A 25,196-nucleotide genomic window follows, 5' to 3' on the forward strand; every position below is an offset into this window, starting at 1 on the left:
AGACGTGCAGCAAGGATCGAGGGGAAGCATTCTGCTTCCCAAGGCAAACCAGCGCCCTAAGGGAATCACCGCCAAAGGGTGCGGAACGGAGGACAGGACGATGACGGAACTGACGCCATCTGCGATCAACGGCCAGGCCGCGCAGACGAAAGCGGCAGCCGTCAAAAATCCGACTCGCCCGACAAACGGCTTGACCGCGCAAGGGCTCTACGATCCGCGCAACGAGCATGACGCCTGCGGCGTCGGCTTCATCGCCAACATGAAGGGCGTGAAGTCGCACCAGATCGTCGAGGACGGTCTGGCGATGCTGGAAAACCTCACCCATCGCGGCGCCGTCGGCGCCGATCCGCTGGTCGGCGACGGCGCCGGCGTGCTGGTGCAGATTCCGGACCAGTTCTTCCGTGAGGAGATGGCGGCCAAGGGCGTCGAACTGCCACCCGCCGGCCAGTACGGCGTCGGCCACTGGTTCATGCCGCAAGACGCGGCACTTCGCGCCCATGTCGAGGAAATCATCGCCGAATCGGCTCAGTCCGAAGGGCTGCCGCTCATCGGCTTCCGCGATGTGCCGGTCGACAATTCGTCACTGTCGAAGGCGCCGGAAATCGTGGCGTCGGAGCCGTTCCATCGGCAGGTGTTCATCGGCCGCACGGCCGACATTCCGGACGACGAGGAATACGAGGCCAGGCTCTATCTGCTGCGCAAGGTGATCTCGGGCCGCATCTATGCCGAGAACGACAACAAGGACATCGGCGCCTATTGCGTATCGCTGTCGGCGCGGACCATCGTGTACAAGGGCATGTTCCTGGCCTATCAGGTCGGCGCCTACTACAAGGACCTCACCGACCCGCGCTTCGAGACCGCGCTGATCCTCGTCCACCAGCGCTTCTCGACCAACACCTTCCCGTCGTGGAAGCTGGCGCATCCCTACCGCATGGTCGCGCATAATGGCGAGATCAACACGGTGCGCGGCAACAACAACTGGATGGCGGCGCGCCAGGCCTCGGTCGATTCCGAGCTGTTCGGCAACAACATCTCGAAGCTGTGGCCGATCTCCTACGAAGGCCAGTCCGATACGGCGTGCTTCGACAATGCGCTCGAATTCCTATTCCAGGGCGGCTACAGCCTGAGCCACGCCATGATGATGCTGATCCCGGAAGCCTGGGCCGGCAACAAGCTCATGGACCAAGACCGCAAGGCCTTCTACGAGTACCATGCCGCGCTGATGGAGCCATGGGACGGGCCGGCGGCGGTCGTCTTCACCGACGGACGGCAGATCGGCGCGACGCTCGACCGCAACGGCCTGCGCCCGGCGCGCTACATCGTCACCGACGACGACCGCGTCATCATGGCTTCGGAAGCCGGCGTGCTGCCGGTGCCGGAGGAAAAGATCGTGCAGAAGTGGCGGCTGCAGCCCGGCCGCATGCTTCTGATCGATCTTGCCAAGGGCCGCATCATCTCCGACGAGGAGATCAAGTCGGAGATCGCCACCAGGCACCCGTACAAGACCTGGCTCGCCAACACGCAGCTCATCCTCGAGGACCTGAAGCCGGTCGAGCCGCGCGCGCTGCGCAAGGACGTCAGCCTGCTCGATCGACAGCAGGCCTTCGGCTACACGCAGGAAGACACCAAGCTTCTGATGGCGCCGATGGCGACCACCGGCCAGGAAGCGGTCGGCTCGATGGGCACCGACACGCCGATCTCGGCGATGTCGGACAAGTCGAAGCTGCTCTATACCTATTTCAAGCAGAACTTCGCCCAGGTCACCAACCCGCCGATCGACCCGATCCGCGAGGAGCTGGTGATGAGCCTGGTGTCCTTCATCGGGCCGCGGCCGAACATCTTCGACCTTGTCGGCACGTCGCGCCGCAAGCGGCTGGAAGTGCGCCAGCCTATCCTGACCAACGGCGATCTCGAGAAGATCCGCTCCATCGGTCACACCGAGGACCGTTTCGACACCAAGACGATCGACATCACCTACGCCTCGAGCGAGGGCGCTGCGGGCCTGCAGGGCGCCATCGACCGGCTCTGCGAGCGGGCCGAGGCGGCGGTTGCCGGCGGCTACAACATCATCATCCTGTCCGACCGCCAGGTCGGCCCGGACCGCATCGCCATCCCGGTGCTGCTCGCCACCGCGGCGGTGCATCACCATTTGATCCGCAAGGGCCTGCGCACCGCGGTCGGGCTGGTGGTGGAATCCGGCGAACCGCGCGAGGTGCATCACTTCTGCTGCCTGGCCGGCTACGGCGCCGAGGCGATCAATCCCTATCTCGCCTTCGACACGCTGCTCGACATGCACAAGCGCGGCGAGCTGCCGGAAGAGGTCGACGAATACGAGGTCGTCTCCCGCTACATCAAGTCGATCGGCAAGGGCATCCTTAAGGTGATGTCCAAGATGGGCATCTCGACCTACCAGTCCTATTGCGGCGCGCAGATATTCGACGCCATCGGGCTCAAGTCGGATTTCGTCGAGAAGTACTTCACCGGCACCGCGACGCTGATCGAGGGCGTCGGGCTGGACGAGATCGCGACCGAGACGCTCGGCCGCCATAGCGACGCCTTCGGCAACGACCCGGTGCTGCGCAACAGCCTCGAGGTCGGCGGCGAGTACATGTTCCGCATGCGCGGCGAGGCCCATATGTGGTCGCCGGACGCGGTCGCCACCTTGCAGCACGCCGTGCGCCAGGGCTCCTGGGACACATTCAAGGACTATTCGGCGCAGATCGACAGCGCGACAGCTAGAGCGCAGACCATCCGCGGCCTGTTCAAGATCAAGCTCGCCGAGGAAACCGGGCGCAAGACGGTCGCGCTCGAAGACGTCATGCCGGCGGCCGAGATCGTCAAGCGTTTCTCGACCGGGGCGATGTCCTTCGGCTCGATCTCCAGGGAAGCGCACACCACGCTGGCGCGCGCCATGAACACCATCGGCGGCAAGTCGAACACCGGCGAGGGCGGCGAAGAGGCCGACCGCTATCTGCCTCTGCCCGGCGGCGGTAAGAACCCCGAGCGCTCGGCGATCAAGCAGGTCGCTTCCGGGCGGTTCGGCGTCACGGCGGAATATCTCGTCAATTCAGACGTCATGCAGATCAAGGTGGCGCAAGGCGCCAAGCCCGGCGAGGGCGGCCAGTTGCCTGGACACAAGGTCGACGCGACTATCGCCAAGGTCAGGCATTCGACGCCTGGCGTCGGCCTGATCTCGCCGCCGCCACATCACGACATCTATTCGATCGAGGATCTGGCGCAACTGATCTACGACCTCAAGAACGTCAACCCGGTGGCCGATGTTTCGGTCAAGCTGGTGTCGGAGGTCGGCGTCGGCACGGTTGCGGCGGGCGTCGCCAAGGCGCGCGCCGACCACATCACCATCTCGGGCTATGACGGCGGCACCGGCGCCTCGCCGCTGACCTCGCTCAAGCATGCCGGCAGCCCGTGGGAAATGGGTCTTGCCGAAACGCACCAGACGCTTGTGCTCAACGGCCTGCGCTCACGCGTCGCACTGCAGGTCGACGGCGGGTTGCGCACCGGGCGCGACGTCATCATCGGCGCGCTGCTCGGCGCCGACGAGTTCGGCTTCTCGACCGCGCCGCTGATCGCGGCCGGCTGCATCATGATGCGCAAGTGCCACCTGAACACTTGCCCGGTCGGCGTGGCGACGCAGGACCCGGTGCTGCGCAAGCGCTTCAAGGGCACGCCGGAACACGTCATCAACTTCTTCTTCTACGTGGCGGAAGAGGTGCGCGCGCTGCTTGCCGAAATGGGCTTCATCCATCTCGACCAGATCATCGGCGACACCGACCTTCTGGAGAAGCGCGACGTGATCCAGCATTGGAAGGCGCGCGGGCTCGACTTCTCGAAGATGTTCTTCAAGCCCGATGCGCCGCATGAGGCGCTGCATTGGACCGAACGGCAGAAGCATCCGATCGACGATGTGCTCGACCGCAAGCTAATCGAGCAGGCGAAGCCGGCACTTGAGGCCAAGCAGCCGGTCACCATCGAGCTGCCGATCCGCAATGTCGACCGCTCCGCCGGCGCAATGCTGTCGGGCGAAGTCGCCAAGCGCTTCAAGCACAAGGGCCTGCGCGAGGACACGATCACCGTCAAGCTCACCGGCACAGCCGGGCAGTCGTTCGGCGCGTTTCTGGCGCGCGGCGTCTCTTTCGATCTGGTCGGCGCCGGCAACGACTATGTCGGCAAGGGCCTGTCGGGCGGCCGCATCGTCATCCGTCCGCCGGAAGAGGCCAAGATCGTTGCTGCTGAATCGATCATCGTCGGCAACACGGTGCTCTATGGCGCGACCGAGGGCGAAGCTTATTTCGCCGGCGTCGCCGGCGAGCGCTTCGCCGTGCGCAATTCCGGCGTCGTCACCGTCGTCGAAGGCGTCGGCGACCATGGCTGCGAATACATGACCGGCGGCATCGTCGTCGTCATCGGCAAAACGGGGCGCAACTTCGCCGCCGGCATGTCGGGCGGCGTCGCCTATGTGCTCGACGAGAAGGGCGATTTCGCCGAGCGCTGCAACATGGCGATGGTCGAGCTGGAGCCGGTTCCGGAAGAGGACGACCTGATGGAGAAGCTGCTCCATCATGGCGGCGACCTCGACCACAAGGGACGCGTCGACGTCTCCGGCGACATGACCAGCCACGATGAGGAGCGGCTCTATCAGCTGATCTCGAACCACGTCCATTACACGGGCTCGCTGCGCGGCCGCGAGATCCTCGACAACTGGCAGAGCTTCCGGCCGAAATTCCGGAAAATCATGCCGGTCGAGTATCGCCGCGCGCTGATCGAGATGGAACGCATGCGCATGAGCGTGGCGGCGGAATAGCCTTCGGGCGTGGCCGGGGAGACAATGCCTCGGCCGGCATCCTCACCAACAATCCTGACCTAGAGCGGTTTGGCTAGAACCGCCAAACCGCTCTAACTATTTGTTTTTACGCAATTCCGGACGGAAAACCGCTACGCACTTTTCCTGGAATTGCTTTAGGAACCAAGGTTGCCATGGCGGCCTTATGAGGTTAACGGGTGTGCCGACAAGCTAGGCTTTCGAGCGTGCCTTCGGACAGCAGGGACTGGACTATGGGCAAGGTAACAGGGTTTCTCGAAATCGACCGGCAGGTGCACAAGTACCAGCCTGCCTCCGACCGCATCCGGCATTTCCGCGAATTCACGCTGCCGATGTCGGACAAGGAGGTCGAGAAGCAGGCCGCGCGCTGCATGGATTGCGGCATCCCGTACTGCCATGGGCCGACCGGCTGCCCGATCCACAACCAAATCCCGGACTGGAACGATCTCGTCTACAACGGCGACTGGGACAGCGCGATCCGCAACCTGCATTCGACCAACAATTTCCCGGAGTTCACCGGCCGCATCTGCCCGGCGCCCTGCGAGGAAGCCTGCACGCTGAACCTCGAGGACATTCCGGTCGCCATCAAGACGATCGAGCAGGCGATCGCCGACAAGGCCTATGAGACCGGCCACATCCGGCCCTATCCGCCGGAGAAGAAGACCGGCAAGCGTGTCGCCATCATCGGCTCCGGTCCGGCCGGCATGTCGGCGGCGCAGCAGCTCGGCCGCGCCGGCCACGACGTGCATGTCTATGAGCGCGAGAGCCGGCCGGGCGGGCTGATGCGCTACGGCATTCCGGACTTCAAGATCGAGAAGCACTACATCGATCGCCGCATCGAACAGATGCAGGGCGAGGGCGTGAGCTTCCATTGCGGCGTCAATGTCGGCGTCGACAAGCCTGTCGCCGAGCTCCTCGCCGAGTACGACGCCGTGCTCTATTGCGGCGGCTCGGAAACGCCGCGCCCGGCCAACATTCCGGGCGACGATCTCGCCGGCGTCTATGACGCGATGCCCTATCTGGTGCAGCAGAACCGCCGCGTCGGCGGCGAGCCGATCCAGTCGGTGGCGTGGCCCTCGCACCCGATCATCGCCGGCGGCCAGCATGTCGTCGTTGTCGGTGGCGGGGACACCGCGTCCGATTGTATCGGCACCGCTTTCCGCCAAGGCGCGGTGCGCGTGACGCAGCTCGACATCCGCCCGCAGCCGCCGGAGAAGGAAGACAAGCTCGCGGTCTGGCCCTACTGGGCGACCAAGATGCGCACGTCGTCCTCGCAGGCCGAGGGCGCGGAGCGCGAATTCCAGGTGGCGACGCTCGAGTTCATCGGCGAGGACGGCCAGCTGACCGGCGTCCGCTGCTGCGAGGTCGACGAGAAGCGCAAGCCGATCGCCGGCAGCGAATTCGTCATCCGCGCCGATCTCGCCTTCATCGCCATCGGCTTTGCCGGACCGGCGGGCGACAGCGTGATGAAGGAACTCGACGGCGAGATAAATGTGGTCACCGACAGCCGCCGTTCGCGAAACGTCGAGGCCAACGACCGCGATTACAAGACCAGCATCGACAGGCTCTATGTCGCGGGCGACGTGCGCCGCGGCCAGTCGCTGGTGGTCTGGGCGATCCGCGAAGGCCGCCAGGCGGCGCGCTCGATCGACGAGGCGTTGATGGGATCGACGGTGCTGCCTCGCTGAGGAGCGATGCGTTCTGCAACGCCAGGAGACTCCGCCTGGCCGCAAATGCTCCGGTCCAGGAGCCCTCGGCGATCTGGATGATCTGGAGCGGCTCAGCCTTCTCAGAACGCTGACCCGCTCTCCCGAGATGCTCTAGCTCACCAGTAGTGCTGCCGCCCAGTAGGCGCCGATGGCCATCTGGACCGCAAACGCCAAAAATCGAACCTTGACCGCAGTTGGGCTTGTCGACGTCAAATGAATGAGCGACTGGGTGATACGCGCCCCTAGGAACCAGTATGCGAGAGGATCGGTTATCGAAACGCGGGAAGTCATGATCGCTAGCGCCATGAGACTGCCGAATATCGGTAGACCTTCAATGCAGTTAGCGTGAGACCGCGCCAGTCGCTGCATGAAGGGCGACAGGCCAGCATTATCAGGCGTGAAACCATTTGCCGGTGCCCGGCCCGTCACAACCAGATAGGTCCGCACGACCTCCATGAAGATAAGCAGGCAAAGCGCCCAAGCTGTGAACCCAATCAACGCGTAGCCCGTCGCTGACATCTCGTCCCCCAATCATGGCCGCAGCCATGGATATTGCCATTGGCGGACAATGCCACTGTTCTACCCGGCTCGGAATGCTTGCACGCCACAATTCCGGACGGAACCGCTACGCACTTTTCAGGGAATTGTTCTAGCGATTGATCGCTGTCGTCGTGTCCGGCGCGGCGGCGGCCGCTGTAGCGGGTTTCGGCGGCCAGGAGAAATCGTCGGCGCGGCCGGGCGAGGCGGCCGGCGCCTTGCCTTCGACGGTAAGCTTTTCACCCGGCAGGTTCGGATCGGCCTTGATGGGCGGAGCAGCGCCCAGCAGTTCCGTGCCGCCGTCCAGCGCGGGGTCGCTGAGCAGCATTGGCGGCGTGCGGTCGACGATGACAGGGGCCGCGGCAGGCTTCGACGCCTCGACCGGGGCGCCGGCCGGCGCGGAAACCGTGGTGACGCTTCCCGGCGCCGCCAGTCCCAGGATCTTCGCCAGCGGCTTTTCCGTATAGAAGGCCAGCTTGCGTTTGCCGGCCTTGGTGATGTTGATGCCGTCGTCCGAGCGCAGGCGCACCGGTTGGCCGTTGATGTCGGGACCGGAGGTGACGAAGGCGCCGTTCTCGTCGACGAAGCCGTCCCAGACGTCGACGAACTCGCCGCCATGCGCCTGGGCGGCCGAATGATAGATGTCGTTGAAGGCCAGCATGTCCGAGGTCATCTTCGCCACCCGGAACGCCGGCATGCCGACCCACAGGAACGGCACCTTGGTGTTTTGAATGGCCTTGCCCAGCGCGTCGGCGCGGCGCTCATATTCCTTGGTCCAGGTCTCGGAGCGCGGCTGCTCGCGCACGTCGCCGACGCGCATCTGCTGGCGGTCGTTGGAGCCGAGCATGACCACCACGACGGACGGTTTCTCCGTCTCGATCAGCGACTTGATCTCGACCGGCCAGTTGTAGAAATCGTCGCGCACGAAGCCGGACGAGCCGTTGCTGCGCACAACGATCCTGACGGCCGGATTGTCGGCGAAGGCGTCGTCGAGACCCTCGGCCAGCCCGCCCGCCAGGAAATCGCCGACCACCAGCACGACGCGGGCGTCCGGCGCCTTCTCGACGATCGGCGTTTCCGGTTCGGCCGGCGGACGCGGCTTGGGTTTCTTCTTTGGTTTCGGTCTGGCCTTCTGGATTTCGACCGGCGGCTCGATGCGCTCGCTGCGGCGCGGGAACAGGAGGTCGCGCAGCGACCAGCCGCGGCTTTCCTCTTCCTGCGCGAAAGCTGGCGAATGGAAGGCACTGGAGCTGGCGACGGCGAGCACGGCGACGGCCAGAACGAGGATCGGCAGGCGGCGAACGATCAGCCAGATACGCGCAACCGTAACCAATCACCTCTCCATTCCTTGGCGCATGACCAGCAAAACGCGGAAAGTCATGCGCAAGCCGAAGCGCTACAGCATCCTTTCCGTCTTTGAAAGGATGCCTCGCGCCATGGACGGCTCTATTGCTTCCGGAGCCATTTCAGCACTTCCAGGCTCGGATAGCCATCCTGGGTCAAGCCGACCTTGGCCTGATAAGCCATGATGGCGGCCTTCGATCCGTCGCCGATCTTGCCGTCGAACTTGCCGTCATAATAGCCGTGCTCGGAAAGCCGCTTCTGCAATTCCTGGCGTTCCTCGAAGGTGAGCTTGGTGAAAGGCCGCTGCCAGTCCTGCACAAGACCGGTGCCGCCGGCGATCTCGTCGGCGAGAAGGCCGACGGCTAAAGCGTATTTGTCGGCGTTGTTGTAGGCCTTGATGACCGAAAAATTCCTGATCATCAGGAATGCCGGTCCGCCTCTGCCGTCCGGCACCTTCAACGTCGCCTTATCGGTCAGGTTCCTGAACGGCTTGCCATTGGCCCTGGCGACACCGAGCGCCCGCCATTGCGCCAACGTCTTCGATCCAGCGGGCAGCTTGCCGGCCGGCAGGGTCACCTCGTAGCCCCAGGTCTTGCCGGCCTGCCAGCCGTTCTTCCTCAAAAGGTTGGCGGCGGTCGCCAATGCGTCGGGGATCGAATTCCAGATATCGCGCCGGCCGTTGCCGTCCATGTCGACGGCATAGCGCTGATAGCTGGTCGGGATGAACTGCGTCTGGCCCATCGCGCCGGCCCAGGAACCCATGAGATGGCTTTCGTCGATGTCGCCGGTCTGCAGGATCTTCAGCGCGGCGATCAGCTGCGTACGGGCATATTTCGACCGCTTCGGGTCGCCATAGGCAAGGGTTGCCAGCGAACGGACGACATTGCGCATGATGTCGTCGCGCTTGAGGATCTCGCCATAGTTCGATTCCATCGACCAGATGGCGAGAAGGACATTGCGGTCGACGCCGAACCGCGTCTCGATGCGATCCAGCCACGGCTTCCATTTGCGCGCCATCGCCTGTCCGTTGGCCACCGACTGGTCATGCACGCGGTTGTCGAAATAATCCCAGGCGGGGGCGGTGAATTCCGGTTGGGTGCGGGCTTTTTCCAGCACGACCGGGTCGGGCTCGATGCCCCTCATGGCCTGGTCATAGACCGCGCCGGAGACGCCGCCCGCGACCGCGGTGGCGCGGAAGCCTGCGACCCACTGGCGGAACCCGGCATCGGCGAAAGCAGGTCCGGCGGGCATCAGCAAGGCAAGCGTCAGGCCGGCCGCCGTCACCAGTGCCGTCAGGCGCCTTGCGGTACTGCGAACGGACATCTTTTCCTCCTTCGTCAAATCAGGAAGGATCATTCAACGCCGAACCGGGTTAGTATTTAGTTTACCATAGGGGCCGCCAGGAACGAAAAGTGCGGTCGCGGCCTTTCGCCGGTCAACTCGGCCGTTCTGTAGTTCAACATTCCGGCGTGAAAATGATTCCCGGCGTGAAAATGTTGGAGGGGATTGCGGAGCGGAGCGCCGAGCGGATAATGGGTTCAAAAAAGGATGGGTGGAGCATGAAGCGAGTTCGTAAGGCAGTTTTCCCGGTCGCCGGCCTCGGCACACGATTTCTTCCAGCCACCAAGGCCATTCCGAAGGAGATGCTGACCGTCGTCGACCGGCCGGTCATCCAATATGTTGTCGATGAGGCGCGCGATGCCGGCATCGAGCATTTCATCTTCGTGACCGGTCGCAACAAGGCGGTCATCGAGGATCATTTCGACGTCCAGTTCGAGCTCTACGATACGCTGGCCCAGCGCGGCAAGGACGATCAGCTCGCCCGCCTGCAGCGGCTGCAGCCGGCGCCGGGGCAGACCAGCTTCACGCGCCAGCAGGTGCCGATGGGGCTTGGCCATGCCGTCTGGTGCGCGCGCGAGCTTGTCGGCGACGAGCCGTTCGCGCTGCTGTTGCCCGACATGATCATGCAGTCGGAGAAAAGCTGCATGAAGGACATGGTCGAACTCTATGCCGAGACCGGCAACAACATCATCGCCGTGCAGGAATGCGACCCGGCCGAAGCGCACAAATACGGCATCGTCGGCCGCGGCGAGGATACCCATCACGGCTTCCGCATCACCGAAATGGTGGAGAAGCCGAAGCCGGGCACGGCCCCCTCCAATCTCTTCATCAACGGGCGCTACATCCTGCAGCCGGAGATTTTCGGCATCCTCGAAAGCCAGGAGCGTGGCGCAGGCAACGAGATCCAGCTGACGGATGCGATGCTGAAGCTCGAGCGGCAGCAGTCCTTCTACGGCTATCATTACAAAGGACGCACCTTCGACTGCGGCTCGCCGGAAGGCTTCGTCGAGGCCAATGTCGCCTTCGCGCTCTGGCGCAACGATATGAACGCGAGCATGGCCGGGGTCATCCGAACGCTGCTGGATGAGGTGCAGCCGGCCGAACGCCGCGGCGCCGCCTTTTAGGGCATTTGCCGATATTCAGCTATGCCGGGACCGCTTCGGCGCCACCGTCAGCGCTGCACCTTCAGGCCGAGATAGACGCTGTTGGCGACATAGTCGCGGCCGGGCAGGTTGCTGGTGAGCTTCTCCGTCCTCACCCGCGTGGTGAGGCCGGCATAGCGGTTCAGCCACCAGGTCAGACCGGCTTCGGCGCTCAAGATCAGATCGTGGCCGTCGGAGCCGGTATAGTCGCGCCAATCGAGGCCAAGCGACGAATTCGCCGTCAGATTGGCGCGGACCTGCCGCTCTCCGGTGAGCCGGCCCGAGTAGAGGACGTCGCCGCTCTCGTTTGCCGCGGTCGTGCTCTCGATCGTGGTCCTTCCGGTGAGACCGATGATGGTGCCGCGCTCGGGCGACCATTTGAGATCGGCATTGACATACGGCCCCGCATTGGCCGGCAGGCGGTCGTCGTCGATGGCTTCGCGCAGCCATCCGACGGAGAACTCGCCGGACAGCTTGTCGTCCATGTCGAGCTCGAGGCCGGCGCGCGCGCCGAGCCGCGTCGAGGAGCGCTCGAAACCGTTGCTGTCGAGGCGCAGATCATAGACCCGCCGGCCGGCTTCGAGCTCGGCGAACGGAGTGATGGCCGGTGAAACCTGGTAGCCGGTGCGCAACGTCGCGGAATAGAGCGTGGAGTCGCGATCCTTCTGCGACAAGACGGTCCCATCCGAGAGCTTGGCGTCGCCGTAAAAGTCATGCGTAACCGCGCCGGTCAGCGTGTAGCGCATCTTGCCGACATCCTTCTCGATGCCGAGGCTGCCGTCCACGGTCTGGCGCAGCGGCTGCGAGGTGACGCCGGCGATCGCATCCGGCGAGGACGCCGATTCCGGCACCGCTTCGTAGCCGAGCTTGGCGATGGCGCGCAGCTCATGGTCGAGGTCGACATTGAGCTGGCCCTCGATCCGGCCCTGCGCATCGTTGATCTTCTGGCCCGAAAGTGTGTTGCGGAAAATCCCGTAGCCGTTGATGAGCGCTGAATTCTCGCGCCAGTCCGAGGCGGCGGAGAAACGCAGCGCCGTCTCGGACAACACCGCCGGCCTGCCGCCGCTGCTGGCATCGGCATTGGACGTCGCGGTGAAGCCCTGCTCCAGTGTCGGCCGGAAGACAAAGGTGCCGACCTTGATCCCGGTGGGGGCAAAGGGATCGTCCTCGGGTTTGACTTTCTGGCCTTCGATCGAGCCGGTACGCTCGGCGCCGGGATCGAGCTTCTGCCTGTCGACGCTATCGATGGTAAGGGCGCGGCGGTTGGGACCGTCCTGGTCGGTGGCCGCAGTATCGGCCTGGTCGCCGGCAGCGGCGGTCCTGGTCGTGCTGCCGGTGGTCTCTCCGGGCTTCTTTTTGACCTTTTTCCTGTCGGCCCCCTCGGCGTCTTTTTTTGTGCTGGCGTCAGCCGCGCGCTGCCTGGCGGTCGAAGGCCGGCGCGGCTGGGCCGCGGTCTGATCGTCGGCGAACGGGTCGTCGGTCGCTTGCGGCTGGTCGAAGATGCTCCCAGTTGCGCCCGCTGCCTGGTCGTCGTCGGTCACCACGCCCAGGCTCGCCGGCTCATAGGGGTTGGCCTGTGTCTGGTCCTCGGCCGCCTGGGCCGCCGGAGCCGCCTGATCCAGCGATCCTTGCGCGCGCAATTGCCTCGCCTTGCGCTGCTGGTCGGCCAGGATCGCCGATTCCGAGACCTCGCCGCGCAGCTCGGTATTCTGCGCGAAGGCCGGCGCCGGGCGCAGCAAGGCAAGAACGCTCGCAGCCACCAGCAGCGTGCTGACGGCTATGCCCTTTCGACCTCTTATCGTTTCAGGCTGGGCCCCGGACATCGTCACCACTGCTTGCGCGGCGCGGTTGCGCCATACTTACCGAACCGTAAAGGCGGATGGTTAACGGAGGGTTGAGGCGGGCCGATTCCGCTGCCCTCGACGCACGCGAAACGGGAATTCCGTTGGACAGGCGGACGACATGGCGCTAATGGCATCTGCCATGCATGCGGGGTCCCCAGGAAGAAAGCCGCCGGACAGGCAGGCCGCGATCGAATCGGCGCTCAGAACGGTGGCGACGGAGCAGGCCGGTATCGCTGCGCTTGCCGCGGCGCTCGACAACGGTCTTGCCGAGCCGTTCGCGGCCGCAATCGATCTCATCTCGCGGATCGAGGGACGTGTCATCGTCACCGGCGTCGGCAAGAGCGGCCATATCGGCTCAAAGATCGCGGCCACGCTCGCCTCGACCGGCACACCCGCCTTCTTCGTCCATCCGGCCGAGGCCAATCACGGCGATCTCGGCATGATCGCCAGGGACGACGCCATCATCGCCATGTCGTGGTCGGGCGAGAGCAAGGAACTGATGGGCATCGTCGCTTATTCCAGGCGCTTCTCGATCCCGCTGATCGCCATCACCTCCGGCGAGAGTTCGGCGCTGGCGCGTGCTGCCGACGTGGTGCTGCTCCTGCCGCCGGCGCCGGAGGCCTGTCCGCACGGGCTGGCGCCGACGACATCGGCGCTGCTGCAATTGGTCATGGGCGATGCGCTGGCGATCGCGCTGCTCGAGGCGCGCGGCTTCACGCCCGATCATTTCCGCACCTTCCATCCCGGCGGCCAGCTCGGCGCCAACCTGACGCAGCTGCGCGAGATCATGCATGTCGGCGAGCGGCTGCCGCTGGTGCCGTCGGGCACCGGCATGCGCGAGGCGATCGCCGAACTGTCGCGCAAAGGCTTCGGCTGCGTGGCGATCACCGGCGCCGATGGCGCGCTGATCGGCATCATCACCGACGGCGACATCCGCCGCCATATCGGCAGCGATCTTCTGTCGATGAACGTCGATCAGGTGATGACGAAGAAGCCGAAGACGGCGGCCCCCGACACGCTGGTGGCGACGGCATTGCAGACGATCAACACGTCCGCCATCACCAGCCTGATGGTGGTCGAAGGCGGACGGCCGGTCGGCCTTGTGCATCTGCACGATCTGTTGCGCATCGGCGCCGCCTAGGTTCAGATCGCTTCGACCGTCAGCTCAAGGTCAGTATCGGCGGCCCCTGTAACACGCACCTGCGCGCCGGCTGGCAGGTCCGGGCCGGAGACACGCCACAGCGTGTCTCCCAGCCGGATGCGGCCGCGGCCGTTCTTGATCGGCTCGGCAAGCGTGGCCGTGCGGCCGACCAGTTGCGCGCCGCGGCGGTTCAGCAGCGGCTGATCCGCGTTGACGTGACGATCACCCACCACCTTTTTGCCGACGAAGGCCGAAATCAATGACAGCACGAGGAAGGCCAGCACCTGGACCTGCCAGGTCCAGAAGGCCGCGTCCCAGGCCAGCAGCGATATCGCGCCGATGATGAGGGCCGCGATGCCGATCCACAGCATGAACACGCCCGGCGCCACGATTTCCATCACCAGGAGGACGAAGCCGAGAACCATCCAGTTCCGCGGGCCGAGCTCCGAAACGATGCGGTCGATCATTGACGTTCTCCCCCCACCCACACGTTGGATCAGTTGTCCGTCGGCCGCACGAGCGGCGGACGGGTGCTCTGCCGTTGCCCGCCCGAGGGGCCGTCGCCCTTGAAGACTTCGCGGGCGATCTCGCCGATGCCGCCCAGCGAGCCGATCAGCGATGAAGCTTCGAACGGCATCAGCACGATCTTGTTGTTGCTGGACGAGCCGATCTTGGCCAGCGCCTCGGTGTATTTCTGGGCGACGAAATAGTTGATCGCCTGCACGTCGCCCTTGGCGATGGCTTCCGACACCACCTGCGTCGCCTTGGCCTCGGCTTCGGCCGAGCGCTCGCGCGCCTCGGCGTCGCGGAAGGCGGCTTCCCTGCGGCCCTCGGCCTCGAGGATCTGCGATTGCTTCAACCCTTCGGCGGCGAGGATCTGGGCGCGCTTGTCGCGCTCGGCCATCATCTGGCGGCCCATCGATTCCACCAGATTGGCCGGCGGGTTGATGTCCTTGATCTCGACGCGGGTGATCTTGATGCCCCACGGATGCGCCGCCTCGTCGACGACGCGCAGCAGGCGCTCGTTGATGGCGTCGCGGTTCGACAGCAGTTCGTCGAGGTCCATCGAGCCCATGACGGTGCGGATGTTGGTCATGGTGAGGTTAAGGATGGCGTTCTGCAGACCGGAGACCTGGTAAGCCGCCTGCGCCGCATTAAGAATCTGGAAGAAGGCGATCCCATCGACGCCGACTATTGCGTTGTCGCGGGTGATGATTTCCTGGCTCGGAACATCAAGCACCTGTTCCATCATGTTCATCTTGGCGCCGATGCGCTCGAAGATCGGGTTGATGATGTTCAGGCCGGGCGTCAGCGTCTTGGTGTACCGTCCGAAACGTTCCACCGTGTAATTGTAGCCTTGCGGCACCGTCTTGATGCCTTTGAAAAGAAGGATGATGACCAGGAAGACAAGAACAATGATGGCAATATCGAAACCGCTGAAGCCCATTTCGTTTCTCCCTCAAAAGGCGGCGACCTCACGAAATCACTTAAGTGTGTTTCCGCAACGTTACAATCAGGTGATCACGAATATTGGTTAGCGGAGGCTTTTGCGCACCGGTATCAGGACCTGTCGGTGAAGCTTGTCACACCCAGCCGGACAGTTCGCGCCGCACCAGCGCCTCGATCACCGCCATGCCCTCGGCGCTGTCGTTGAGGCAGGGAATATGGGCGAAGTTCCTGCCGCCGGCATGGTGGAACGTCTCGGCCGCTTCGCGGCCGATCTCGTCCAGCGTCTCGATGCAATCGACGGAAAATCCCGGATTGACGATGGCGATCGACTTGACGCCGTCCTTCGCCAGCTTCTCGACGGTGACGTCGGTATAGGGCTGCAGCCATTCCTGCGCGCCGAAGCGCGACTGGAAGGTGGCGATGAGCTTCTTCTCGTCCCAGCCGAGCCTTGCCCGCAGCAGCCGCGTCGTCTCCAGGCAATGCGCCCGATAAGGATCGCCCTTGTCGGAATAGGGTTTCGGGATGCTGTGATAGGACGTGATCACCACCTCCGGCTCGAAGTCGAGCGTCGCCAGATGCTTCTCGATCGAACGCGCAAGCGCCTCGATATAGACCGGCTCGTCGTAATAGGGCGGCACGCTGCGGATCGCCGGCGCATGCCTGATCTTCATCAGCGCCCGGAACAGCTGGTCGTTGGCGGTCGCCGTCGTCGTCGCCGAATATTGCGGGTAGAGCGGAAAGCTGAGGATGCGCTCGCAACCTTGCTCGACCAGCCGGCGGGCGACGGCTGCCGTCGAGGGATTGCCATAGCGCATCGCCCAGTCGACGACGACGTTCGGCAGGTCAGCGAGCGCATCGGCGAGTTTCTCGGCCTGCGCGCGGGTGAAGGTGCGCAGCGGCGACTCGTTCCTTTCGTGGTTCCAGATTCTGGCGTAGTTGGCGCCGGACTTTTTCGGCCGCGTGGTGAGAACCAGCCCGTAGAGGATCGGATACCAGATCGCCTTGTTGAGCTCGATGACACGCGGATCGGAGAGGAATTCTCTCAGATACCGCCACATCGGCTTGAAGTCGGTGCCGTCAGGCGTGCCGAGATTGACCAGCATGATGCCGATCTTGCCCGCTGTCACCGGCGCGGCACCCGCCGGCGCCGGATCTGCGGTCTCGGCGGCTTTCGCATCGGCGGGATTGGCAAGCGTCATCGACTGTCTCCGCGCGCCACTGGAGCAGGTCGGCTTCCTCGGCCGCTGACCCGCTCCAGTGTGGCACTCTTTTTCGCGCAATTGCTCCGGGCCGCGAAACTAGCGATGCCGTGCCGGTTTTCAATGCTGCGTCTGGCCGCACCTCGATCGTCGAATTCGAGTGCGGGCTCGCCCGGTTGCCCGAGCAAGCCCTTTGGTTGCCACCAGTTACTTGGCAGCCGGCGGGATGGTCAGCGTCGCGCCGAGCGGCAGGCGGCGCGGCCTGTAGTCCTTGTTGGCCTCGGAAATCAGCTTCCATTTGGTGCCGTCGCCATAGTTTTTCTTGGCCAGGTCCCAGTAAGTGTCGCCGGCGGCGATCACATGGCTGGTTTCCGGGCTGGTCCCGGCCGGCTTGGCAGGTTCGGTGGCGGGGGCAGGGGTCGCCGGAGTTGTCTCGGCAGGTTTTGCCGCTTCCGACGTTGCCGGTGCCGTCTCGGCCGGAACGGTCGGCGGCGTGCCGGCGATGTCGCCGGAATTGGACGGCAAAGCCGGCATTGCGGTCTCGGCGGCGGCGGGCGCAGTCTCGGCCGGTTTGGTAGGTTCGGCCGTTGGCGCGGCCGCTGCAGGCGCGGTCTCGGCAGGCTTTGCCGGCTCCGCCGCCGCCGTGGTGCCGACCTCGGCGATGCGGCCGTCGAGCTTCGGCGTGTAGGGCCGGTGCGCGCCGAGATAGTCGGCCACCACCTGCTCCAACCCGGGACCGTAGTCGTAGGCGTCCGTCGCCTTCTCGGCGAAGACCTTGTAGCCGTCGCCGCCCTGGCGGACATAGTTGTTGGTGGCGACGAGATACTGCTTCTCCGGATTGATCGGCGCCCAGGCGCCGTTCTCCATCACCTCGACCGATTTGACGCGACCGGCATTGGGCGCCACCGACTTGTCGAAAGCGTATTTCAGGCCGGCCACCTGTGGGAAGCGCCCGGCGCCGTCCTCGATCTGGCTGAGGCCGCTTTCGAGACCGGCGACCAGATCCTTGCCGGAGATCTTGAACGTCGCCAACGTGTTCTGGAACGGCAGCACGGTCAGCACCTCGCCCATGGTCACGGTGCCCTGGTCGATCGAGGCCCGCAGGCCGCCGCCGTTCGAAATGACGATCTCGACGCCCTGGCCCTTGACGCGATCGAGGACGGCGTCGGAGACGAGATTGCCCATCTCGCATTCCCGCGCCCGGCAATTCTCGCGGCTGCCGTCGATGGCCTTGCTGGTCTCGGCGACTTCCTTGTTCTTCAGCGCCTCGATCGGCGCGCCAAGCTCCTTGATACGGGCGAGCACGGCCGGATCGGGCGTGATCGACTTGTCGAGATAGATCGGGTCGCCGCTCGCTTCCTTGACCACGCCATTGTCGTCGAACACGACCTTGAACTCGCCGAGATATTTCGAATAGGACGCCGCCTGCACGACCGGCACCTTATAGCCGTCGGGGTTGTCGACCATCGTCGGATAGGGGCCTGCCGCCTTCGGGTCGGTGTTGGACAGGAGCGTGTGGCTGTGGCCGCCGACCACCACGTCGACGCCACGGATTTTCGCGATGACATCGCGCTCGCGCTTGTAGCCGATGTGCGTCACGGCGATGATCTTGTTGATGCCCTGCGCCTTCAGCTGCTCGACCTCGGCGGTGATCGACTTGACGTCGTCCGCGATGGCGATGTTGGGACCGGGCGAGGCGAGCTCGGGCGTGTCGTTGGTGACGGCGCCGACAATGCCGATCTTCTGGCCGCCGACCTCGACGACGATCGACGGCTTGATCTTGCCTTTGGCGCCGGACTTGTCGTTGGGCACGACATTGGCGCTGACGACCGGGAACTGCGCCTTGTCGAGGTAAGGCACCAGCGCGCTCTCGCCGTCGTCGAATTCGTGATTGCCGAGCGTCACCGCGTCGGGCCTCATCTGATTGAGGAATTCCTCTTCCGCCGCGCCCTTGTACGTGATGTAGAACAGCGACCCCTGAAAACTGTCGCCGGCATTGAGCAGCAGCACATTCTGGCCTTCGAGCTTCTTGCGCTCCTGCGCGATCGCGGTGATCAGCCGGCCCGCGCCGCCGATGCATTCGCCCTTGGTCTCCTCCTCGGCGGAACAGGTCGACTCGTATTTGTTGTTGCCTTCGATGCGACTGTGCCAATCGTTGAAATGCAGGATGTTCAGCGTGTAGTCGGCAAAGGAGGTTCCGGCCGACAGGCCAAGTGCTGATGCTGAAAGGGCGGCAATGGCGGCAAATTTCTTCATTCTCGTCTCCCGGATGCGCTGACCTGAAGTGCTTAAAGCGCGTCGCGCAGAAACGGATTCGGGCGACGTGCTTCAAGTATTTTGATTTGATGCAGGTCGTTCTCCCAAAACCGCTGCGCACTTTTGGGCGACATGCATTAAAGCCCTAGCTTGACCGAAACATAACAGTCAGCTTCAGGTCATGTTCACATCGCGTTTTGGCCGATGCAAGCGGAAATCGGGAAGAGGTTTGCCGGCACAAAAAAGGACGGCAGCTCGCGCCGCCGTCCCGCATCATTTCGATATTTCGCAGACCTTAAGCGCGGCGCGTCAGCACGAAGTTCTGGCCGCTGGCGCTGGTGCAGTTGAGCTGGCTGGTCGAGACCATCAGGCAGTTGAAGCTGACCGGCGTCTGGCGGATCAGCGAGGTGCCGTGAATCTCGACCGAGGTCGGGCCGGTCATGGTGTAGCTGCCCTCGGACAGCTTCTGGCCGGTGTCGGTCGCGACGGTGGTGAAGCTGCCGGCGGCGAAGGTCGACAGGCCGGTGCCCTTGGCGTCGATCCAGTTGCCCTCGACGCCCTTGGGCGCGGCCGCGATCGGTTCGGAGGGGCCGGTGGTGGTGCAGGCGGCAGCGGCCAAAAAGCTTGCCGCGGCGCCTGCCGAAAGCAATTTGCGCGCAATGGTCATTTCTAAAATCCTCTCCTCTCGCATCGGCCCGAAAATCGCTTTCCGATTTTCGGAAAGCACGATGCGTCCATTCAAAGTGCTAGAGCCTACTTTGTGCGTCCGAAGGGACGCACGTCGCTCTAGGCCGCCCGTCTTCAATCGCCCGATTTCCGGGCGATTGCAAGGTGGAGACGGCGGTAGACGCGGCTGCTATCGCACGAGGATGTTGCGGAACTGCCACGGGTCGTCCTTGTCCATATCCTCGGGGAAAAGGCCGGGCCGGTTATCGAGCGGCGTCCAGTCGGTGTAATAGCCCCTGACCGGCCCGAGGTAGGGCATCTGCACTTCCAGGCAGCGCTTGTAGTCCATCTCGTCGGACTCGACGATGCCGGCAGCCGGATTCTCGAGCGCCCAGACCATGCCGGCGAGCACCGCCGAAGTCACCTGCAAGCCGGTGGCGTTCTGGTAAGGAGCCAGCTTGCGAGCCTCGGCCAGCGACAGCTGCGAGCCGTACCAGTAGGCGTTCTTGTCGTGGCCGTAGAGCAGCACGCCGAGCTCGTCGACCCCATCGACCAGCTCGTTCTCGTCGAGCACATGATGGACCGGCTGCGCCTTGCCGGCGGCGCCGAACATCTCATGCAGCGACAGCACGGCGTCGTTGCAGGGATGGTAGGCATAGTGGCAGGTCGGGCGATACTGCACCTTGCCCTTCTTGCCGCGCACGGTGAAGAAGTCGGCGATCGAGATCGCCTCGTTGTGCGTCACCAGGAAGCCGTATTGCTCACCGGGCGTCGGGCACCAGCTGCGCACGCGCGTGTTGGCGCCAGGCTGCTCCAGATAGATCGCCGCCTGCGAGCCGTTCTTGTGCTTCTTGCCGTTCTTCGGCATCCAGGTCTCATGCGTGCCCCAGCCGAGCTCGGCCGGCTGCAGGCCCTCCGAGATGAAACCCTCGACCGACCAGGTGTTCCAGAACACGTCCATCGGCTTCGGTTTCTTCGTGCGCTGGGTATCGCGCTCGGCGACGTGGATGCCCTTGACGCCGGCCTTCTTCATCAGCTTCGCCCAACCCTCGCGGTCGTGCTCCGCCGGCACGGCAAACTCGAGCCCGAGATCGGTGGCGAGGTTGACCAGCGCCTGCTTGACGAACCAGGAGACCATGCCGGGATTGGCGCCGCAGCAGGAGATCGCGGTGGTGCCGCCCGGGTTCTTCTCCTTCTCCTGGCGGACGCTCTCGCGCAGCGCATAGTTGGTGCGCGAGGCATTGTCGGCCTTTTCGTCGAAATAGAAGCCGAGCCACGGCTCGACGACGGTGTCGATATAAAGCACGCCGAGCTTGCGGCAGAGCTTCAGCAATTCGAGCGAGGAGGTGTCGACCGACAGGTTGACGCAAACGCCCTGGCCGGCGCCATTGGTAAGAAGCGGGGTCAGAAGCTTCTTGTAGTTCTTCTTGGTCACCGCATCCTGCATGAAGGTGATGCCGCGCTCGTCGAGCAGCTTACGGTCGGTGTCGCGCGGGTCAATGACCGTCATGCGCGACTTGTCGAACTTGAAATGGCGTTCGATCAGCGGCAGCGTTCCCCGTCCGATCGAGCCAAAGCCGATCATCACGACAGGGCCGGTGATTTCACCGTAAACGGGCCAGTTTTCATTCGCCATTTTTTCGCACACTCCTTCAAACACTGGGAAAGCCCGGCATTTTCGCCGGTAGCCCTACACCACAGATCATTGTCACAAACCAGCGAAAAGCGCCAACCGCCGGCTAAGCCGGGATGGCCACGTGGTTAAGCTGCCTCGGCCATGCCGGCGAGATATGCAACCAGCCGGTCGCGGTCGGCGGTGAGTCCCTTGTAGTCGAGCTGCGCCTGGTCGAGAGCGTTGAGCTGTTCGGCGAAAGAAGCCGCGAGCGCCGCCTTGTCAGGGTGGCGCGCGAGCACGGCCAGCGGGTCGAGATGGATGCGGATGGTGAAGAGAATGTCGCGCGAGACCGGCAACTTGCGCAGCGTCTGGCGCTCGACACGGATAAAGGCGTGCGCGTTGATATCGCCGTCCGGAAAGCGTGTCGGGCGGCTGGTGGCGCGGTCGATGCGCTGGATGTTGGAAAGCGGGTGATAGAGCGCGTCGCCCGCCTGGATCGACCAGTTGAAGCGTTCGACCGCCTGACCCTGCAGGCCGTCGAACATGCGGTTGATGACTTCGGCCGGCCGCGTGCCGGGGCCGAAGCCGGGCACCGGCGCATGGATTTGCTGCAGCGGCTTGCCGAATTTTTCCCGAAGCGACCAGGATGACGGAAAACACAGCGATCCGGCGGCGAGCCGCCAGCCGCTGTCGTCCCGGCGCATCAGGATCAAATCCTCCTGGACCAGTAGCGATGCCCGGACGAGCGGTGCTTCGCGCAATTCGGGAGAGAGTTCGCCAGTCGCTCCGTTGAAGCCGACCACCTCGATAGCTGAGCCAGCGCCGCGATGGCTCTCAGGATGTTTTGCGGGGAGATAGGCGGTGAGGAGGTCGAGCACTTCGCGCTGCGCGTCGCGCGTATCGTATTCCTCGACAAAGACCTTTTCCGCGATCTCCGCGTAAAGCCGCTGCTTCTCGGCGAGATGCGGCAAGAGGAATTCGTCGACCTCGATCCAGCGATCGAGCTCGAGCGGCTTCAGACCAATGGTGAAGAGCTTCGAGGATCCGTCGTAAGGCGTGTGGGTCGGCTGTCGAATGGTCATGCTTTTATCAAACAGAAAATGTACCGCGGCTCCGCTGTCAGCCCAATTGCGCCGGGATAAGCCCGCGCAGCGAATTGCCGACGAAGATAGCCTTCGCGGACTTCAGATCGTCGAAGGTGTAGATCGCTTCCACGGCGCGGCCTTCGTCCAGAAGCTCGCCGCGCAATACCCCAGGCAAGAGGCCGCAATCAAGTCTCGGCGTCGCGAGCACGCCGTCGCCGAAGTCGGCGAAGAGATTTGTGATAGTGCCTTCGCAGAGTTCGCCGCGCTCATTGGCAAGCAGCACCTCGTCGGCGCGGGTGGCGAGATATTCGGCGCGCGCCCGCTGGTAGGTTTCGCGACGGCTGGTCTTGTGGCGCAGCAGCGTGTCGCCGGAATCGAGCCGGACCCGCGCCAACTGCAGCCGCCACGCCTTGCCGGCGGGAAGCGGTTCGTAAGGCTGCGCGGACGCCGCTGCTTCGCCGTTGCGCCGCAGGGCGAGGCGGGTTCGCAGCGCGATCCGCTGCCCACCGACCGCGCCCGTCAGCACCTCGCCGACCCGTCGCGGGTCGCAGGCAAAGCCCAGCTCCGCCGCCGAAGCGTAAAGCCGCGCAAGATGCCGGTCGAAGCGCAGGAAGCCCGAGCCAGGCTCCCAGCGCATGGTCTCGATCAGCTCGAAATCGGCACGGTTCCCGTCGCGAAGCGCGCTTTCAGAAGACACTCCTGGTACTCCTCATCGGCGGTCGAATCGAAGACGACGCCGCCGCCGACATTGTAGACGGCATCGCCATCGGCAAAGAGCGAGATGGTGCGGATCGCCACCGAAAACCGCATCCTGCCGCCGGGCGCGATCCAGCCGATGGCGCCGCAATAGACGTCGCGCGGCACGCCTTCCAGATCGTGCAGGATCTCCATGGCGCGGATCTTTGGCGCGCCGGTGATCGAGCCGCAGGGAAAGAGCGCGGCGAAGACCTGGCGGATGCCGATATCCGGCAAGAGCTTCGCCCGCACCCGGCTCACCATCTGGTGCACCGTCGGATAGGTCTCGATGCGGAACAGTTCCGGCACCTCCAGCGTGCCGACCTCGCTGATCAGCGAAATGTCGTTGCGCAGCAGGTCGACGATCATGCGGTTCTCGGCCTGGTTCTTCTCGTCGTTGCGCAGAAATGCCTTCAGCCGCGCATCCTCAGCTTTGGTCGCGCCGCGCGGCGCCGTGCCCTTCATCGGATGGGTTTCGATCATGCCTTCGGCGTCTACCTCGAAGAACAGTTCCGGCGACCGCGACAGCACGATCGGATCGCCAAACGAAACCAGCGCGCCGTATTTAACCGGCTGGCGTTCGGTCAGCGCGTCGAAGGCGGCGAGCGGATCGCCGGACCATTGCGCATGGACCGGAAAGGTCAGGTTGCCCTGGTAGCAGTCGCCCTTGCGGATGTGGTCGTGCAGGCGCGCGAAGCGGACGCCATAGTCCTCGGCGGACCATTTCGCCCTGGCGTCGAAGATCGGGCCGTTGCTGACGGGGCCCGAGTTCTGCGGCACCGCCTGTTCGAGCGGCGCGTCGAAGACGCCGAGACAGATCAGCGGCGCGCGGCGGCCCTCGGGCAGCAATGGCACCAGCTTCGGCTCGAGCAGATAGCCGGCCTCATAGGAGAAATAGCCTGCCAGCCATTTGCCGGCGTCGGAGGCCGCCTGTGCCGCCTCGAGCGCCGGCGTGAACTCGTCCGCGCTGCGCGCGACAATGACTTCGCGCGGATGGTCGAAGACCAATTGGCGAGCCGTCTCGTCGTTGCGGAAGATTGCGAAGGGCAGGGGCATGGCTCGGAGTTGCAATCGATGGCGCCAGAGATCGCTCTATATGGGGGGTTGGCGACGCGCAATCGAGAGAGCGGCGTCCAAGGACGCAAAGGCGGCTGGAACAAAAGGAAAGCGGCGGTGCCCATGACGAGCGCCGCCGCGTGTGATGTGCCCGAAGGCTGAATGGGATCAGGTGTTGCTTGAGGTTCCAGCCGTCGGGAACTGGCGGGCGAATTCGGCCTCGTTGCCCGAGGCCAGCAATTTCGCCTGCTCGATCCATTTCTCGCGCGCGATGCGCCCGTCGAAATTGAGCACGTCTTCGATCCGCTTGACGTCGGCATCGGTCCAGGCAGCGATCTGGGCGTAAGTCGTGACGCCCTGACCCTTGAGCAGCTTCTCGTTGACCGGACCGATGCCGATCAGGCGGCGCAGATTGTCGGCCTTGCCGGCAGCCGCTTTAGGAGCAGCGGCTCTCTTCGGAGCCGTGGCGGCCTTCTTTGGCACAGCCGATTTGCCCGCCGGTTTCGGTGCGGCGCTCGTCTTGGCTGCCGCCGGCTTGGTCGTGGCGGTTTTGGTCGAAGCGGGTTTTGCCGCGGCCGATTTCGCCGCGGCCGGCGTCGACATCAGCGCCGCCGGCGCAGGCGCGGCGGCCTTGTCGGCACCGGCCTTGGCGGGTGCGGAAGGCGCTTCGCGCAGCCGGTTCTCGAGGTCGGCGCGGGCGCGGCCACATGCGTCAAGCTCGCCGCTCAGGCGATTGGTATCGGCGCGCAACCTGTCGCGTTCGCTCTTCGTGCGGTCGAGATCGCCGCGCAGGCTGTCGAGCTCGCCGCGCAGCCGGCCCCAGATGAACCAGCCGACCAAAACACCCACAACGAACGCCAGGAGCATGTAGAAGAAAGTGCTCATTTCCCTCTCCAGTCCGATCGAGCTGCCGCAGCCCGGAATGGCGGGCTTGCCGCAGGGATCGTCAATCGTTCCGCAGTCGGCGGAACAGCCGCTTCAATCGAGCAGTCGGCGCTTGGCTCTCCTCCGGCTATGCCCGACGGCCGTCATCGCATCCGCCGAAGCGCCGCCAAGGCCGTCTCTGGCCTTGGCGATGCGTCCGGCTGAGCTTGGGGCGGGACGCTATCATATGGCCTGCGGAAAGCTAATTGAAAAATGCGGCGGAGAGTTATTGAAGAACAGGTATTTAGGGCAAGAGTAGAGCCGCCGCGAATATGCGTTTCGGCTAAATTGTTCCGACCCATGCCGCCGGGCG

General features: G+C 64.3%; 18 protein-coding genes. 4 read left to right on the forward strand and 14 right to left on the reverse strand.

Annotation, left to right across the window (positions count from 1 at the left end; genetic code table 11):
* The first annotated feature begins 100 nt into the window (after nt 1-100).
* Together gltB and RFM40_RS00655 are read left to right on the forward strand one after the other, a co-directional pair.
* Nucleotides 101-4,822 (forward strand): glutamate synthase large subunit, encoded by a 4,722-nt coding sequence (gene gltB, locus RFM40_RS00650; protein WP_320276970.1) that lies wholly within the window; start codon nt 101-103, stop codon nt 4,820-4,822.
* Between the two features lie 251 nt (nt 4,823-5,073).
* Nucleotides 5,074-6,528, forward strand: coding sequence for a glutamate synthase subunit beta (locus RFM40_RS00655; protein ID WP_320276971.1), 1,455 nt, complete (start codon nt 5,074-5,076; stop codon nt 6,526-6,528).
* 132 nt (nt 6,529-6,660) lie between these two features.
* Here the strand turns inward: RFM40_RS00655 and RFM40_RS00660 are convergent, their stop codons facing one another.
* The 3 genes from RFM40_RS00660 to RFM40_RS00670 all read right to left on the reverse strand — a co-directional run bounded on the left by RFM40_RS00660 (nt 6,661) and on the right by RFM40_RS00670 (nt 9,753).
* Nucleotides 6,661-7,068: an MAPEG family protein gene (locus RFM40_RS00660; protein ID WP_320276972.1), complete on the reverse strand. Its 408-nt coding sequence runs from the start codon at nt 7,066-7,068 to the stop codon at nt 6,661-6,663.
* Nucleotides 7,069-7,198: 130 nt separating this feature from the next.
* On the reverse strand, nt 7,199-8,419 hold the full coding sequence (locus RFM40_RS00665) for an SGNH/GDSL hydrolase family protein (RefSeq protein WP_320276973.1): 1,221 nt from the start codon (nt 8,417-8,419) through the stop codon (nt 7,199-7,201).
* Between the two features lie 113 nt (nt 8,420-8,532).
* Entirely contained in the window at nt 8,533-9,753 is a 1,221-nt protein-coding gene (locus RFM40_RS00670; RefSeq protein ID WP_320224785.1) for a lytic murein transglycosylase, read from the reverse strand.
* A gap of 236 nt (nt 9,754-9,989) precedes the next feature.
* On the opposite strand from RFM40_RS00670, the gene galU reads away from it, so the two are divergent.
* A complete protein-coding gene (gene galU, locus RFM40_RS00675) occupies nt 9,990-10,895 on the forward strand; it encodes a UTP--glucose-1-phosphate uridylyltransferase GalU (protein WP_320224786.1) in 906 nt (301 codons plus the stop codon).
* A 47-nt stretch (nt 10,896-10,942) separates the two neighbouring features.
* Here the strand turns inward: galU and RFM40_RS00680 are convergent, their stop codons facing one another.
* On the reverse strand, nt 10,943-12,736 hold the full coding sequence (locus tag RFM40_RS00680; protein ID WP_320276974.1) for an outer membrane beta-barrel protein: 1,794 nt from the start codon (nt 12,734-12,736) through the stop codon (nt 10,943-10,945).
* Between the two features lie 160 nt (nt 12,737-12,896).
* Between RFM40_RS00680 and RFM40_RS00685 the strand changes: the two genes are divergently transcribed.
* On the forward strand, nt 12,897-13,898 hold the full coding sequence (locus RFM40_RS00685) for a KpsF/GutQ family sugar-phosphate isomerase (protein WP_320224788.1): 1,002 nt from the start codon (nt 12,897-12,899) through the stop codon (nt 13,896-13,898).
* A 2-nt stretch (nt 13,899-13,900) separates the two neighbouring features.
* Here RFM40_RS00685 and RFM40_RS00690 read toward each other — a convergent pair whose 3' ends face one another.
* The 10 genes from RFM40_RS00690 to RFM40_RS00735 form a co-directional block, all read right to left on the reverse strand.
* Complete coding sequence (locus RFM40_RS00690; RefSeq protein ID WP_320276975.1) at nt 13,901-14,365, reverse strand: NfeD family protein; 465 nt, start codon at nt 14,363-14,365, stop codon at nt 13,901-13,903.
* Nucleotides 14,366-14,394: 29 nt separating this feature from the next.
* Nucleotides 14,395-15,345, reverse strand: coding sequence for an SPFH domain-containing protein (locus RFM40_RS00695; protein ID WP_292300649.1), 951 nt, complete (start codon nt 15,343-15,345; stop codon nt 14,395-14,397).
* 136 nt (nt 15,346-15,481) lie between these two features.
* On the reverse strand, nt 15,482-16,546 hold the full coding sequence (gene hemH, locus RFM40_RS00700; protein ID WP_320276976.1) for a ferrochelatase: 1,065 nt from the start codon (nt 16,544-16,546) through the stop codon (nt 15,482-15,484).
* A 207-nt stretch (nt 16,547-16,753) separates the two neighbouring features.
* Nucleotides 16,754-18,802: a 5'-nucleotidase C-terminal domain-containing protein gene (locus RFM40_RS00705; protein ID WP_320276977.1), complete on the reverse strand. Its 2,049-nt coding sequence runs from the start codon at nt 18,800-18,802 to the stop codon at nt 16,754-16,756.
* Between the two features lie 295 nt (nt 18,803-19,097).
* Complete coding sequence (gene omp10, locus RFM40_RS00710; protein WP_320224792.1) at nt 19,098-19,469, reverse strand: outer membrane lipoprotein Omp10; 372 nt, start codon at nt 19,467-19,469, stop codon at nt 19,098-19,100.
* Between the two features lie 189 nt (nt 19,470-19,658).
* Nucleotides 19,659-21,104 carry a homospermidine synthase gene (locus tag RFM40_RS00715; protein WP_320276978.1) on the reverse strand — a complete coding sequence of 482 codons (1,446 nt, stop codon included), beginning with the start codon at nt 21,102-21,104 and terminating at the stop codon, nt 19,659-19,661.
* A gap of 125 nt (nt 21,105-21,229) precedes the next feature.
* Nucleotides 21,230-22,165 carry a heme-dependent oxidative N-demethylase family protein gene (locus RFM40_RS00720; protein ID WP_320276979.1) on the reverse strand — a complete coding sequence of 312 codons (936 nt, stop codon included), beginning with the start codon at nt 22,163-22,165 and terminating at the stop codon, nt 21,230-21,232.
* 37 nt (nt 22,166-22,202) lie between these two features.
* Nucleotides 22,203-22,865, reverse strand: a complete 663-nt coding sequence (locus RFM40_RS00725) for an aminotransferase class IV family protein (protein WP_320219617.1) — start codon at nt 22,863-22,865, stop codon at nt 22,203-22,205.
* Nucleotides 22,814-23,959 (reverse strand): aminodeoxychorismate synthase component I, encoded by a 1,146-nt coding sequence (locus tag RFM40_RS00730; RefSeq protein WP_320276980.1) that lies wholly within the window; start codon nt 23,957-23,959, stop codon nt 22,814-22,816. Before RFM40_RS00730 ends, RFM40_RS00725 begins: the two co-directional genes overlap by 52 nt.
* A 168-nt stretch (nt 23,960-24,127) precedes the next feature.
* Entirely contained in the window at nt 24,128-24,844 is a 717-nt protein-coding gene (locus tag RFM40_RS00735) for a proton-conducting membrane transporter (RefSeq protein ID WP_320224796.1), read from the reverse strand.
* Nucleotides 24,845-25,196: the final 352 nt, after the last annotated feature.

Source organism: Mesorhizobium captivum, assembly GCF_033977165.1.
GTDB classification, from domain to species: Bacteria; Pseudomonadota; Alphaproteobacteria; order Rhizobiales; family Rhizobiaceae; genus Mesorhizobium; species Mesorhizobium captivum.